The organism is Dokdonella soli (assembly GCF_039523175.1).
GTDB lineage: Bacteria > Pseudomonadota > Gammaproteobacteria > Xanthomonadales > Rhodanobacteraceae > Dokdonella_A > Dokdonella_A soli.
In genome coordinates this window covers 169,741-183,850 of record NZ_BAAAEU010000007.1, presented here as the reverse complement: position 1 = coordinate 183,850, position 14,110 = coordinate 169,741, and the positions used below count along the sequence as shown (strand labels likewise).

At 68.1% G+C, this 14,110-nt stretch carries 12 protein-coding genes; all 12 read left to right on the top strand.

Annotated features, from left to right (window positions below; all coding sequences use genetic code 11):
* Positions 1-12 precede the first annotated feature (12 nt).
* The 12 genes from rsmH (at position 13) to ftsA (ending at position 13,995) form a co-directional block, all read left to right on the top strand.
* Positions 13-936 (top strand): 16S rRNA (cytosine(1402)-N(4))-methyltransferase RsmH, encoded by a 924-nt coding sequence (rsmH, locus tag ABD002_RS09210; RefSeq protein WP_343789892.1) that lies wholly within the window; start codon positions 13-15, stop codon positions 934-936.
* 8 nt (positions 937-944) lie between these two features.
* Positions 945-1,202, top strand: a complete 258-nt coding sequence (gene ftsL / locus ABD002_RS09205) for a cell division protein FtsL (RefSeq protein WP_343790195.1) — start codon at positions 945-947, stop codon at positions 1,200-1,202.
* A 72-nt stretch (positions 1,203-1,274) separates the two neighbouring features.
* Positions 1,275-3,044, top strand: a complete 1,770-nt coding sequence (locus ABD002_RS09200) for a peptidoglycan D,D-transpeptidase FtsI family protein (RefSeq protein WP_343789889.1) — start codon at positions 1,275-1,277, stop codon at positions 3,042-3,044.
* Positions 3,041-4,582 carry a UDP-N-acetylmuramoyl-L-alanyl-D-glutamate--2,6-diaminopimelate ligase gene (locus ABD002_RS09195; RefSeq protein ID WP_379988853.1) on the top strand — a complete coding sequence of 514 codons (1,542 nt, stop codon included), beginning with the start codon at positions 3,041-3,043 and terminating at the stop codon, positions 4,580-4,582. The genes ABD002_RS09200 and ABD002_RS09195 overlap by 4 nt, the downstream gene beginning before the upstream one ends.
* Positions 4,576-5,952 (top strand): UDP-N-acetylmuramoyl-tripeptide--D-alanyl-D-alanine ligase, encoded by a 1,377-nt coding sequence (locus tag ABD002_RS09190; RefSeq protein ID WP_343789886.1) that lies wholly within the window; start codon positions 4,576-4,578, stop codon positions 5,950-5,952. The genes ABD002_RS09195 and ABD002_RS09190 overlap by 7 nt, the downstream gene beginning before the upstream one ends.
* Positions 5,942-7,075 carry a phospho-N-acetylmuramoyl-pentapeptide-transferase gene (gene mraY / locus ABD002_RS09185; protein ID WP_343789883.1) on the top strand — a complete coding sequence of 378 codons (1,134 nt, stop codon included), beginning with the start codon at positions 5,942-5,944 and terminating at the stop codon, positions 7,073-7,075. Before ABD002_RS09190 ends, mraY begins: the two co-directional genes overlap by 11 nt.
* Before the next feature lie 139 nt (positions 7,076-7,214).
* Positions 7,215-8,423 carry a putative lipid II flippase FtsW gene (gene ftsW, locus ABD002_RS09180; RefSeq protein WP_343789880.1) on the top strand — a complete coding sequence of 403 codons (1,209 nt, stop codon included), beginning with the start codon at positions 7,215-7,217 and terminating at the stop codon, positions 8,421-8,423.
* 32 nt (positions 8,424-8,455) lie between these two features.
* A complete protein-coding gene (gene murG, locus ABD002_RS09175; protein ID WP_343789877.1) occupies positions 8,456-9,520 on the top strand; it encodes an undecaprenyldiphospho-muramoylpentapeptide beta-N-acetylglucosaminyltransferase in 1,065 nt (354 codons plus the stop codon).
* Positions 9,517-10,962 (top strand): UDP-N-acetylmuramate--L-alanine ligase, encoded by a 1,446-nt coding sequence (murC, locus tag ABD002_RS09170; RefSeq protein WP_343789874.1) that lies wholly within the window; start codon positions 9,517-9,519, stop codon positions 10,960-10,962. The genes murG and murC overlap by 4 nt, the downstream gene beginning before the upstream one ends.
* Positions 10,959-11,939, top strand: coding sequence for a D-alanine--D-alanine ligase (locus ABD002_RS09165; protein ID WP_343789871.1), 981 nt, complete (start codon positions 10,959-10,961; stop codon positions 11,937-11,939). The genes murC and ABD002_RS09165 overlap by 4 nt, the downstream gene beginning before the upstream one ends.
* Positions 11,936-12,763: a cell division protein FtsQ/DivIB gene (locus tag ABD002_RS09160; RefSeq protein ID WP_343789869.1), complete on the top strand. Its 828-nt coding sequence runs from the start codon at positions 11,936-11,938 to the stop codon at positions 12,761-12,763. Before ABD002_RS09165 ends, ABD002_RS09160 begins: the two co-directional genes overlap by 4 nt.
* Positions 12,760-13,995: a cell division protein FtsA gene (gene ftsA, locus ABD002_RS09155; RefSeq protein WP_343789866.1), complete on the top strand. Its 1,236-nt coding sequence runs from the start codon at positions 12,760-12,762 to the stop codon at positions 13,993-13,995. The genes ABD002_RS09160 and ftsA overlap by 4 nt, the downstream gene beginning before the upstream one ends.
* Positions 13,996-14,110: the final 115 nt, after the last annotated feature.

Genomic DNA, 14,110 nt, shown 5'->3' with positions numbered 1-14,110 from the left:
GGAGTCAGGTACGTGAGTTCGACGCCATTGCAGCACGTGCCGGTGATGTTGGCGGAGGTCCTGGAAGGCCTTCGCGTGCGGCCGGATGGAATCTATCTCGACGGCACCCTCGGACGCGGCGGGCATGCGCGCGAGGTGCTCAAGAGGCTGGGTCCGAAGGGCCGCCTGCTGTTGATGGATCGCGATCCGGAGGCGATCACGAGCGCCGAGCGTGAATTCAAGGCTGATCCGCGCGTGGCGATCCGGCACGCGAATTTCTCGGAACTCGCGGACTGGCCGGAAACGGAGGCGGGGCTGGATGGCGTGTTGCTCGATCTCGGCGTTTCCTCGCCGCAGCTCGACGACGCGACGCGCGGTTTCAGCTTCCAGAACGAAGGTCCGCTGGACATGCGCATGGACCCGACGCGGGGATTGAGTGCGGCGCAATGGTTGGCAGCGGCGGATGAGCACGAGATCGCCGATGTCTTGTGGCGCCATGGCGAGGAACGGATGAGCCGACGCATCGCGCGGGCAATCGTGGAACGCACACGTGAGCGCCCGCTGGCGACCACTCGCGACCTCGCCGACCTCGTCGCCAAATCCATCGGCTACCGCGAGCGCCACAAGCATCCGGCGACGCGCACGTTCCAGGCGTTGCGCATCCATATCAACGACGAACTCGGCGCGCTGCAACGTGGTCTCGAGGCCGCGCTTGCGCGGCTCAAGCCGGGCGGACGCCTTGCCGTGATCAGTTTCCATTCGCTCGAGGACCGCGCGGTGAAGCAGTTCATCCGCGGCGAGGTGGTGCGCAGCGTGCGGCGCGGACTGCCGGCGCCGGAGGCGACGCCATCGGCGCTGCTTGCGATCGGCAAGGCGCAGTTCGCCGGCGAGGCCGAGGTCGCGGCGAATCCGCGCGCGCGCAGCGCGGTGTTGCGCGTCGCGGAGAAGCGCACGTGATCGTGCGCATGACCGCGTTCTCGATCCTGCTGCTGGCCACGGTCGCCAGTGCGATCGGCGTCGTCTACGCGCGCCAGCAGAGCCGGCTCGCGTTCGTCGAGCTGACCCGGCTCGGCAACGAGCGCGACGACCTCAACTTCGAGTTCGGCCGCCTGCAGCTGGAGCAGGCGACCTGGGCAGAGAACAACCGGATCGAACAGATCGCGCGCGGCAAGCTCGGCATGGTCTCGCCGAGCGCGCCGGAAACCGTCGTGATCAAGCGGTGAGGCAATGAAGGGAACCATTCGCCAAACGGCCGGCCGTGCCCCATGCGCCGCGCGTCACGCGGGAGCGACGCGGTGAACCAGCGCATGAAGCCGGCCAATCCACGCACGCGGCTCTACGTCGTGCTGCTGATGCTCGGCTTGGCCTCGAGCGCGCTGGTCGTGCGCGCGGTAGACCTGCAGGTCGTACGCAAGGACTTCTATCAGGAGCAGGGCGACGCGCGATACCTGCGCGACATCGATATTCCGGTCTCGCGTGGCACGATCTTCGACCGCAACGGCGAGCCGCTTGCGGTGTCGACCCCGGTCGAATCGATCTGGGCGAATCCGATGGAACTGCTCGAGCATGCCGATCGCATCTCGGAACTCGCCAACGCGGCCGGCCTGGACGAGGAATCGCTCAAGCAGCGGTTGATCGAGCGTTCAGACAAGGAGTTCTACTACATCAAGCGCCATCTGAACCCGGATGACGCGCAGGCGATCCTGAAGCTCAACATCCCCGGCGTCTCCAGCCAGCGCGAATTCCGTCGCTACTACCCGAGTGGCGAGGTGATTGCTCACGTGCTTGGCTACACCAACATCGACGATCACGGCCAGGAAGGTCTCGAACTCGCGTTCGACCACTGGCTTGCCGGCGAGAAGGGCATCAAGCGCGTGATCCGCGACCGCCTCGGCCACGAGGTCGAGAACGTCGAGCTCGTGCGCGAGGCGCAGCCGGGGCGAGACCTGACGGTCTCGATCGACCGGCGCATCCAGTACCTCGCCTATCGCGAACTCAAGGCCGCGCTGCAGGAACACCACGCCTCGTCCGGCTCGATGGTGATCCTCGACGTGCCGACCGGCGAGATCCTCGCGATGGTCAACCAGCCGTCGTTCAATCCGAACGCGCGCAGCAACGTCGATCCCGCGTATCGGCGCAACCGCGCGGTCACCGACGTCGTCGAGCCCGGCTCGACGATGAAGGCGTTCACGATCTCGGCCGCGCTCGAGAGCGGCAAGTGGAAGCCGCATACGCCGGTCGACACCTCGCCCGGCACCTACACGCTGTATGGCCACACGATCAGCGACGTGCACAACAAGGGCCTGATCGACGTCACCGGCGTGATCACCTATTCGAGCAACGTCGGCGCCGCGAAGATCGCGCAGACGATGACGCGCGACCACATGTACGACGTGTTCCACCGCTTCGGCTTCGGCGAAGCCACCGGCTGCGGCTTCCCGGGCGAATCGCCGGGCTATCTGCCGATCGCGAAGAACTGGGGTCCGGTCGAGCAGGCGACGATCGCATACGGCTACGGCGTCAGCGTGACCCCGCTGCAACTTGCGCAAGGGTATGCCGCGCTCGCGAACGGTGGCCGCTTGCGCTCGCCGACGTTCGTGAAGGGCGCGCAGAATCCGGACCGTGCGGTGATCGATCCGCAGATCGCGGCGAGTCTGCGCACGATGCTCGAGACGGTCATCGTGCCGCCCGGCGGTGGCATCAAGGCCGCGATCAGGAACTACCTCGTCGCCGGCAAGACCGGCACCTCGCGCACCGCGATCGGCGGCGGCTACCAGAAGAAATACATCTCGCTGTTCGCCGGCATGGTGCCGGCCAGCAATCCGCGCCTGGTCGGCGTGGTCGTGATCCACGACCCGCAGGGCGCGTTCTACGGCGCGCTGGTCTCCGCGCCGGTGTTCGGCAAGGTCATGCAGGAAGCGGTGCGTCTGCTCGACGTGCCGCCCGACAACGTCCAGAACTGGTACACCGCGGCGCCCGAAAACGCGCACACCGTACGCACGACCCGGCAGGCGCCCGATGGCGCAACCGAAGAGTCGAACTACGAGGAAGAAGTCCCCGAATGAGCATCGTACGCAACATGCGCGTGCGCGATCTCCTGCAAGGCCGCGGTGATGCCGGCGCCGCGGGCGACATCGTCGTGCACGGGCTCAGCCTTGATTCGCGCCGCATCAGCGCGGGCGATGCCTTTGTCGCGCTCGCTGGCGCGCACGCACACGGCATCACGTTTGCCCCGTCGGCGTCGGCGCGTGGCGCTGTGGTGATCCTGGCCGAGAAGCCGGGCAGCACGGCGTCCGCGTCCGGCGTCGCCTTACAGCCGGGAATCGGGAATCGAGAATCGGGAATCGGGCAAGAGCAGATCGTGCCTGTCGTGTGGGTGGAAGGGCTGCGTGCGGAACTCGGCGCGATCGCGTCGCGCTTCTTCGGCGAGCCTTCGCGCGCGCTGAACGTGATCGGCGTGACCGGCACCAACGGCAAGACCTCGACCGTGCAGTTGCTCGCGCAGGCGCTGCACCATGCCGGACATCGCGTCGCGACGATCGGCACGCTCGGTGCCGGTCTCTACGGCGCGATTCGCGAAGGCGAACGCACCACGCCGGACGCGATCGCGGTGCACGGGCTGCTCGCGGAATTCCGCGACGCCGGTGCGAGCCATGTCGCGATGGAAGTGTCCTCGCATGCGCTCGATCAGGGCCGCGTCAACGGCGTCGCATTCGACGTCGCGGTGTTCACCAACCTGACCCGCGACCATCTCGACTATCACGGCACGATGCGCGCCTACGGCGCAACCAAGCAACGTCTCTTCGCATGGCCCGGGCTGGGCGCCGCGGTCATCAATGCCGACGACGCGTTCGGGCGCGCGCTCGCAACGACGGTTCCGGCCGACGTCTCGCTGCTGCGCTACGGCGTCGAGCGCGACGACGTCGATGTCGTCGCACACACGATCGAAACCGGCGCGACCGGCCAGGCCTTCCGATTGGCCACTCCCTGGGGCGAGGGCGAGGTTGTGACGCGCCTGCTCGGCCGCTTCAATGTCTCGAACCTGCTCGCGGTTGCATCCTGCCTCGGCCAGATCGGCTTCACGTTTGACTCGATCCGGGCTGCGCTCGCCGCGCTCGATCCGGTCGCCGGCCGCATGAATCGGCTCGGCGGCGTCGGCGCGCAGCCGCTGATCGTCGTCGATTACGCACACACGCCCGACGCGCTCGAACAGGCACTGGCCAGCCTGCGCGCGCACTGCAGCGGACGGCTGATCTGCGTGTTCGGCTGCGGTGGCGAGCGCGACGTCGGCAAGCGGCCCGAGATGGGCGCGATCGCCGAGGCGCTGGCCGACCGCATCATCGTCACCGACGACAATCCACGCGGCGAGGATGGCGACGTGATCGTCGAGCAGATCGTCGCCGGGCTCGCGCGGCCGCAGGGCGCGACGATCGAACGCGACCGCGCCGCCGCGATTGCACACGCGATCGCCGACGCGCAGCCGGGTGATATCGTGCTGATCGCCGGCAAGGGCCACGAGCCGTACCAGGAAATCGGCGGCGTGAAGCAGCCGTTCGACGACCTCGCGATCGCGCGCCGCGCGCTGGAGCAGCGCGCATGCTGAACCTGCACCTGAGCGACATCGCGCAATGGACGGGCGGCCAGTTGCGCGGGGCCGATTGCACAATCGAAGCGGTCTCCACCGACACGCGCACGCTGGGCGCCGGCATGTTGTTCGTCGCGCTCAAGGGCGAGCACCACGATGCGCACGATTTCGCCGCCAACGCACGTGAGCGCGGCGCCGCAGCGCTGCTGGTGAGCCGCGAGCTGCCGGTCGATCTGCCGCAAGTGATCGTCGCCGACACGCAGGTCGCGCTCGGCGAGACAGCGCGCGCGATGCGCGCACGGCGCCGCGTGCGCGTGATCGGTATCACCGGCTCCAACGGCAAGACCACGGTGAAGACGCTGGTCGCCTCGATCCTCGCGCGGCATGGTCGCACCCATGTCAATGCCGGCAATCTCAACAACGAGATCGGCCTGCCGCTGACCCTGCTCGCGATGCCTGCGGACAGCGAATACACGGTGCTCGAAATGGGCGCCGGCAAGCCGGGCGACATCGCGTATCTCGCAGCGATAGCGCAGCCGGACGTCGCGCTGGTGAACAACGTCGCCGCCGCGCATCTGGAACGCATGGGCACCCTGCAGGGCGTCGCCGAGACCAAGGGCGCGATCTATCGCGCGCTGCCGGCCGACGGCGTCGCCGTGATCAATGCGGACGATGCGTTCGCTGACTATTTCGCGGTGCTCGCGGCGCCGCGGCGCGTGCTGAGGTTCGGCTTGCTGCGACGCGCCGACATCAGCGCGAACCTCGATCCGGAAGCGAACGCCGCAGGCCGTTTCCGCCTGCTGACGCCGGCCGGCAACACCGAGATCGCGCTGCCGCTGCCGGGCCGCCACAACGTGATGAATGCGCTCGCCGCCAGCACCATCGCGATCGCGCTCGGCGTGCCGTTGGCGACGATTCGCGCCGGCCTCGAGGCGGTGCCGAATGTCTCCGGCCGCTTGCTGCGACGCGAGCATGCGTCCGGTGCGATCGTGATCGACGACAGCTACAACGCGAATCCCGGCTCGTTCGCGGCCGCGATCGCGACACTCGCCGGCGAGCCCGGCGAGCGCGTGCTGGTCATGGGTGACATGGCCGAGCTCGGCACCGACGCGGAGCGCCTGCACGCCGACATCGGCGCGCTCGCAAAGCGCAGTGGCATCCGGCACCTGCGCGCGGTCGGTCGGCTCAGTCGCGCTGCAGTCGATGCGTTCGGCGGCGGTGCGGAGCACTATGCCGATCAGGCGGCATTGATCGACGCGCTGCGCGGTGAGCTGCGCGGGGGGGTCGTGCTGCTGGTCAAGGGCTCGCGTTCTTCGGCGATGGACCGTGTGGTGCGCGCGCTGCTGGACGGCGCGAACGGCCACGGAGGAGAGCGCAATGTTGCTTGAACTCGCCGAGTTGCTGAAGGGCTGGATCAGCGGTTTCCATCTGTTCCAGTACCTCACGTTCCGCACGATCATGAGCACGCTGACCGCGCTCGCGGTGTCGCTGCTCGCTGGTCCCGCGATCATCCGCAAGCTGGCCGAGGTCAAGGCCGGCCAGGTGATCCGCAGTGACGGTCCGCAGACGCATCTGGTCAAGGCCGGCACGCCGACCATGGGCGGCGCGCTGATCATCGCCTCGATCGCGGTGTCGACCCTGCTCTGGGCGGACCTGCGCAACCGTTATGTCTGGCTCGTGCTCGGCGTCACCGTCGCGTTCGGTGCGATCGGCTTCTACGACGACTACAAGAAGCTGGTGCTGCGCGACAGCCGCGGTCTCGCCGCGCGCTGGAAGTATTTCTGGCAGTCGCTGTTCGGGCTCGGCGTCGCGCTGTTCCTGTACTTCACCGCGGAGACGCCGGCCTCGACGACGTTCTACCTGCCGCTGATCAAGCAGGCGCAGATCCCGCTCGGCCACGTGGTCGACGCGGCGGCCTCCGGGCCATGGCTGGTCGGTCTCGGCGCCGCGGTCTTCATCGCGCTGGCCTACTTCATCGTGGTCGGATTCTCGAACGCGGTGAACCTGACCGACGGCCTCGACGGCCTCGCGATCATGCCGAGCGTGCTGGTCGCGACCGCTCTTGGCGTGTTCGCGTATCTCGCCGGCAACCGCGTGTTCTCGGAATACCTCGGCATTCCGGCGATCCCGGGTGCTGGCGAACTGGCGATCTTCTGCAGTGCACTGGCCGGCGCGGGGCTCGGCTTCCTCTGGTTCAACACCTATCCGGCGCAGGTGTTCATGGGCGACATCGGCGCGCTGGCGATCGGCGCCGCGCTCGGCACGGTCGCGGTGATCGTGCGCCAGGAAGTCGTGCTGCTGATCATGGGCGGCGTGTTCGTGATGGAGACCGTGTCGGTGGTGCTGCAGGTCGCGAGCTTCAAGCTGACCGGCAAGCGCATCTTCCGCATGGCGCCGATCCATCACCACTTCGAGCTCAAGGGCTGGCCGGAACCGCGCGTGATCGTGCGCTTCTGGATCATCTCTGTGGTGCTGGTGCTGATTGGGTTAGCTACGTTGAAGGTGCGCTGATGAACGGCCAGATGGCATCGAGCCAGCGTTCCCTCACCCCACCACTTGCTTCGCAAGTGGTCCCCCCCTCTCCCGCTGCGCGGGAAAGCGACGGTGGTCGGCCGCCTGCGGCGGCCGGGTTCTCTTCTGGGGTGCGCTGATGCTGCTGTTCAACTACAACGAGGAGTCCCAGGCGACGCGGCGCAGCGAGGCGAAGGGGCGCTACGACCTCAGCCTGATCCTTGCCGCGCTCGCGCTCGCCAGCCTCGGCGCGGTCATGGTCGCGTCCAGTTCGATCGCGATCGCAGACGGCCAGCACGTCGGGCCGTTCTACTATCTGGAACGTCATCTGGTGTTCCTCACGCTCGGCCTCGCTGCCTGCGTCGTGATGGCGCGCGTCGAGCTGTCCTGGCTGGAACGCAACGCGCTACCGCTGTTGCTCGGCGGCATCGTGCTGCTGCTGCTCGTGTTCGTGCCGCTGATCGGCATCCGCGTCAACGGCGCGCGGCGCTGGATCCGGCTTGGCTTCGTCGGCTTCCAGTCGGTCGAGGCGGTCAAGCTGATCCTGGTCATCTACATGGCCAGCTATCTGGTGCGCCATCGCGAGAACGTGCAGGCAAGCTTCTTCGGCGTAATCAAACCGCTGGTTATCGCGGGCGGGTTGGTGGGACTGCTGCTGGCGCAGCCGGATTTCGGTTCGGCGACGCTGCTGCTCGGCGTTACCGTCGGCATGATCTGGCTCGGCGGCGCCCGCGTGCGCAATCTCGCCATGCTCGGCGCGCTCGCGCTTCCGGTGTTCGGCTGGCTCGCGCTCAGCCAGGACTACCGCGTCAAGCGCCTGACCTCGTTCCTCGATCCCTGGGCCGATCCGTTCAAGGATGGTTTCCAGCTGACCCAGGCGCTGATCGCGATCGGCCGCGGCGAGTGGACCGGCGTCGGTCTCGGCGCCTCCGTGCAGAAACTGTTCTATCTACCCGAAGCGCACACCGACTTCATCCTTGCAGTGATCGCCGAGGAACTCGGTCTCGCCGGCATCGTGCTCGTGCTCGGCCTGTTCGCGTGGCTGGTCGGGCGCGGTTTCGTGCTCGGCCTGCGCGCGGTCGAGCAGGGCCAGCGTTTCGCCGGCTATTGCGCGTTCGGCGTGTCGCTGATGATCGCGCTGCAGGCGCTGGTCTCGATCGGCGTGAACCTCGGCGTGTTGCCGACCAAGGGCCTGACCCTGCCGCTGATCAGCTCCGGCGGTTCCAGCGTGATGATGACCTGCGCGATGATCGGCCTGCTCGTGCGCATCAGCTACGAAGTCAGCCGTGCCGACAACGCGATGCTGCAATTGATTGCCGAGCGCCAGCTCGCGGACGTGCGCGCATGACCGCGAGCAGCTCCGGCACGGATCGCCCCACGATGAATCGGCCCGTGCTGATCATGGCCGGCGGCACGGGCGGACATATCTTCCCGGGCCTCGCCGTTGCCGCGGAACTGGCCACGCGCAAGGTGCCGGTGATCTGGCTCGGCGCGGACGGCGGTCTGGAAACGCGTCTGGTGCCGCAGCACGGCCTGCCGCTCGAAACGCTGGCGATTTCCGGTATGCGCGGCAAGGGTTTGCTCACCCTGCTCGTCACGCCGCTGCGGCTGATACGCGCCGTCGCGGCGACGCGCGCCGTACTCAAGCGCCATGCACCGCGCAGCGCGTTGTCGATGGGCGGTTATGCGGCTGCGCCCGGCGGCATCGCCGCATGGCTGGCGCGCATTCCGGTGGTCGTACACGAGCAGAACAGTGTTCCCGGGTTCACCAACCGCCTGCTCGCGCGCTTCGCCAGGCGCGTGCTCGCCGGATTCGACGATGCGTTCGCGGGGGCGACATGGGTCGGCAACCCGGTGCGCGCATCGATCGCTGCGCTGCCGCAGCCGGGCGAGCGCTTCAGGGATCGTGCCGGACCGCTGCGCGTACTCGTGCTTGGAGGCAGCCAGGGGTCGCACGCGTTGAACGTAGCGTTCCCGCAGGCGCTAGGGCGCCTGAAGGATCTTGCGATCGTGGTGCGCCACCAGTGCGGACCGCACCATCTCGAGCGTGCGCGCCGCGTCTATGGCGCATCGCGCGTCGAGGTCAGCGTCGAGTCGTTCATCGAGGATATGGCCGGGGCGTATGCCTGGGCGGATCTGGTTGTTTGCCGCGCAGGCGCGTTGACGCTGGCGGAACTCTGCGCCGCGGGCGTTGCCTCGGTACTGGTGCCGTTCCCGCAGGCAGTCGACGATCACCAGACCCGCAACGCCACGCAACTGGTCGCGCAGGGCGCAGCCGTGCTGGCCGCGGAAGGCGCGGACTTCGAACGACGGCTGGCCGATGCGATTGCCACGCTCGCGGCCGATCCGTCGCGTCGTCTCGCCATGGCGGAGGCGGCGCGCAGCCTAGCCAAACCCGACGCCGCCTCGCATATCGCCGATGTCTGCCTGGAGGTGGCCGCATGACACCGGTCAGCCTCAAGCAGCATGGCGACATCATGCAGGACTTCCGCCGCGTGCATTTCGTCGGCATCGGCGGCGTCGGCATGAGCGGCATCGCCGAGGTGCTGTGCAATCTCGGCTATTCGGTGTCGGGTTCGGACAGGGCCGACAACGCGACGACGCGGCGCCTCGCAGGCCTTGGCGCGCGCATCGACCGCGGCCACGACGCATCGAACGTTGCCGACGCCGATGTGCTGGTGATGTCGAGTGCGATCAAGCCGGACAACCCGGAACTGCTCGCCGCGCGCGAGCGCCGCATCCCGGTCGTGCCGCGCGCGGAGATGCTCGGCGAATTGATGCGTTTCCGCCGTGGCATCGCGGTCGCCGGCACGCATGGCAAGACCACCACGACCAGCCTGACCGCGAGCGTGCTCGCCGAGGCCGGCCTCGATCCGACCTTCGTGATCGGCGGCCAGTTGATCGCGGCCGGCGCGAACGCGCGCCTGGGCACCGGCGAGTACCTGGTCGCCGAGGCCGACGAGTCGGATGGCTCGTTCCTGCTGCTGTCGCCGGTCATTGCGATCGTCACCAACATCGATGCTGACCATCTTGAGAACTACGACGGCGATTTCGAGCGCGTCAAGAAGGCATTCCGCGATTTCCTGCACCGCCTGCCGTTCTACGGCGTCGCCGTGCTCTGTGTGGACGATGAGGAAGTCGCCGAACTCGCGCGCGAGACGAACCGGCGCGTGCTCACCTACGGGATCGATGCACCGGCCGACGTGCGCGCGTCGGACCTGCACCAGAGCGGCCGCGCGACCGAGTTCGTGCTGCACCTTCCGGAAGGCGGCCCGAGCTTCCCGGTCACGCTGAACCTGCCCGGGCGCCACAACGTGCTGAACGCACTGGCCGCCTGTGCGGTCGGTTGGCAGCTCGGCGTGCCGCCGGAGGCGATGCAGCGCGCGCTGGCGAAATTCCAAGGGGTCGGTCGGCGCTTCCAGATGCGCGGCGAGATCGCGCTCAGCGAAGGCAAGGCCATGCTGGTCGACGACTACGGCCACCATCCGCGTGAACTCGCAGCAGTGTTCGCCGCCGCGCGCGCGGGCTGGCCGGAGCGTCGCCTCGTCGTCGCGTTCCAGCCGCACCGTTACTCGCGCACGCGCGACCTGCTCGACGATTTCGCGAACGTGCTGGCCGAGACCGACGTGCTGGTGCTGACCGAGGTCTATCCGGCCGGCGAGACGCCGATCGCGAACGCGGACGGCCGCGCGCTGGCGCGTGCTGTGCGCGCGCGCGGCAAGGTCGACCCGGTGCTGATCGAGCATCCGCGCGACCTGCGCGATGCACTGCCGCCGTTGCTGCGCGATGGCGATCTGCTGCTGATGCTTGGCGCCGGCGACATCGGCGCGACCGCGAACGAAATCGCCACGAGCGGCCATCTGGGCAACGAGGACACCGAACGATGAGGGTCACGGACGCGCGCGAATTCGGCAGAGTCGCGGTGGTGATGGGCGGCCGGTCCGCCGAGCGCGAGGTCTCGCTCAATTCCGGCCGCAACGTGCTCGATGCACTGCGCGCGAGGGGCGTCGATGCGCATGCGGTCGACGGCATCCCGGCCCTGCTCGACGCACTGCGCGCGGGCCATTACGCACGCGTATTCAACATCCTGCACGGCCAGCACGGCGGTGGCGAGGACGGCGTGCTGCAGGGGGCGCTGGAATCGCTGCATGTGCCGTATACCGGTTCCGGCGTGCTCGGCTCGGCGTTGTCGATGGACAAGGTGCGCACCAAGCAGGTGTGGATCGCCGAAGGCCTGCCGACGCCGCGTTTCGTCGCACTGCGCAAGGGCGCAGCGGCAGGCAAGGTCGACGTGCATGCGGCCGCGGCGAAGCTCGGTCTGCCGGTCATCGTGAAGCCGGCCTGCGAGGGCTCCAGCGTCGGCGTCACCCGCGTGTTCCGCGATGCGGATCTCGACGCAGCCGCCGAACTCGCGGCGCGCTACCCCGGCGATCTGCTGGTCGAGCAGATGATCGAGGGCGACGAACTGACCGTGGCCGTGCTCGGCCGCGAGGTGCTGCCGTCGATCCGCATCGTGCCGAAAGGCGCGTTCTACGACTATCACGCGAAGTACGTCGCCGAGGACACGCAGTACCTGTGTCCGGGTCTCGAGGGTGCGGCCGAGGCCGAACTGCGCGCGCTCGCGCTGGCCGCGTTCGACGCGGTCGGCTGTTCCGGATGGGGTCGCGTCGACGTGATGCGCGATCGCGAGGGCCGCAACTTCCTGCTCGAGGTCAACACCGCGCCGGGCATGACCAGCCACTCGCTGGTGCCGAAGGCGGCCGGCACGGTCGGCATCGGGTTCGAGGAACTCTGCTGGCGTGTGCTGGAAACCAGCTTCGATCGGGAGTCCGCCACCGGCGCCCCCGCGGGGAGCGCGACATGAACGGCGGTTTCCTGCTCAAGCTCATCGCCTGGGGCATCGCGCTGACCTTGGTCGCGCTGCCGATCGTCGGCGTGCTGAACGGCTGGTTCGCGAGTGACCGCTGGCCGGTGACACAGATCAGCGTGCGTGCCGAGTTCGATCATGTCAGCGCCGAGCAGATCCGTGCCGCGGCGCAACCGTTGCTCGGTGAGGGTTTCTTCGCAATCCGGCTGGATGCGATTCGCGATGCGGTGGCGAAGCTGCCCTGGGTCGAGCATGCCGAGGCACGCAAGCGCTGGCCGGACACGATCGACCTCGTGATCTACGAGCAGCAACCTTACGCGCGCTGGGGCGAGAACCGCCTGATCAACCGTCAGGGGCACATCTTCAGCGTCGCCGGCAACAGCAACCTGCAGGGACTGCCGCGCCTCGCCGGGCCGGACGATCGTCTCGCCGAGGTGCTGCAGTTCTATGCGGATTGCGTCAAGGATTTCTCGGGCAGCGGCCTGGTGATCGATGCGGTCACGCTGTCATCGCGCGGTGGTTGGAAGCTCGACCTCGCCTCCGGCGCGGTCATCGAGATCGGCCGCGCGGATGCACAGCAGCGCCTGCGGCGCTTCCTCGATGTCTGGCCGCGCCTGGCCTCCTCGCATCCAGCGCCGCCGACCTATGTCGACCTGCGCTACGAGAACGGCTTTGCGATGCGCTGGCAGGACACAGCACTGGCTGCGCCACCGGCGAATGCTCCCGGGAAGGGGCCGTCCAAGTCACAGGTCACCACCTTCTCCATCGACGCGTCGCGACATCTCGCCTCGATGTCCACGACACACCCGGGCCACACATGAACCGCAAGAGCGAAAAGAACCTGATCGTCGGCCTCGATGTCGGCACCTCGAAGATCGTCGCGATCGTCGGCGAGCACACGCCCGGCGAAGCGGTCGAGATCATCGGCATCGGCTCGCATCCGGCGCACGGGCTCAAGCGCGGCGTGGTCGTCGACATCGATTCGACCGTGCACTCGATCCAGCGTGCGGTCGAGGAGGCCGAGCTGATGGCGGGTTGCCAGATCCGCTCGGTCTACGCGTCGATCGCCGGCAGCCACATCAAGGACGAGAACTCGCACGGCACCGCGCCGATCCGCGACCGCGAGGTGAGTGCCGGCGATCTCGACGCGGTGCTGAACTCGGCCTGCGCGATCGCGATCCCGGCCGACCGCAGCGTGCTCTACCGCGAGCCGCAGGAATATCTGATCGATGGCCAGGAAGGCATCCGCCACCCGGTCGGCATGTCCGGTGTGCGCCTCGAGGCGAACGTGCACCTGGTCACCGGCGCGGCCAGCGCGATCCAGAACATCACCAAGTGCATCAACCGATGCGGCCTGCAGGTCGATGAACTCCTGCCGGCTGCGGTCGCTTCGGCGCGGGCGGTGCTGACCGAGGACGAACGCGAACTCGGGGTGTGCATGGTCGACATCGGCGCCGGCACGACCGACATCGCGATCTACACCGGCGGCGCGCTGCGCCACACCACCTCGCTCGCGATCGGAGGCGACCAGGTGACCAGCGACATCGCACACTTGATGCGCACGCCGACCGCACATGCGGAGGAATTGAAGGTCCGCTACGCCTGCGCGCTGGCCCAGCTCGCGCACGCCGAGGAAACGATCCAGGTGCCGAGCGTCGGCGACCGCCCGCCGCGCCGGCTCGCGCGGCAGAACCTCGCCGAAGCGGTGCAGCCACGCTACGAGGAAATCTTCGAGATGGTGCAGGCCGACCTGCGTCGCAGCGGGCGCGAGGAGTTGGTGCGCGCCGGCATTGTGCTGACCGGCGGCGCCGCGCGCATGGAAGGCGCGCTCGATCTGGCCGAGGAGCTGTTCCACATGCCGGTGCGACTCGGCACGCCACAGCACGTGATCGGCCTCGCCGATGTGGTCGCCAATCCGATGCAGGCGACCGGTGTGGGTCTCCTTATCTATGGCAGCCGCCGCGACGGTGCGCGCATGGCGCCGAGCGGCGGTACGTCGGCGGTCGGTGGTTTGTGGAACCGGGTTTCGACCTGGTTCAAGGGCGAGTTTTGAGGAAGCCGTCATCCCGGCGGAGGCCGGGATCCAGCTCTTCGAGTTGAAACTGGATTCCGGCTTTCGCCGGAATGACGAACAAAAAAAGCAACACCGCGGCGCAGGGAGCGCCGCG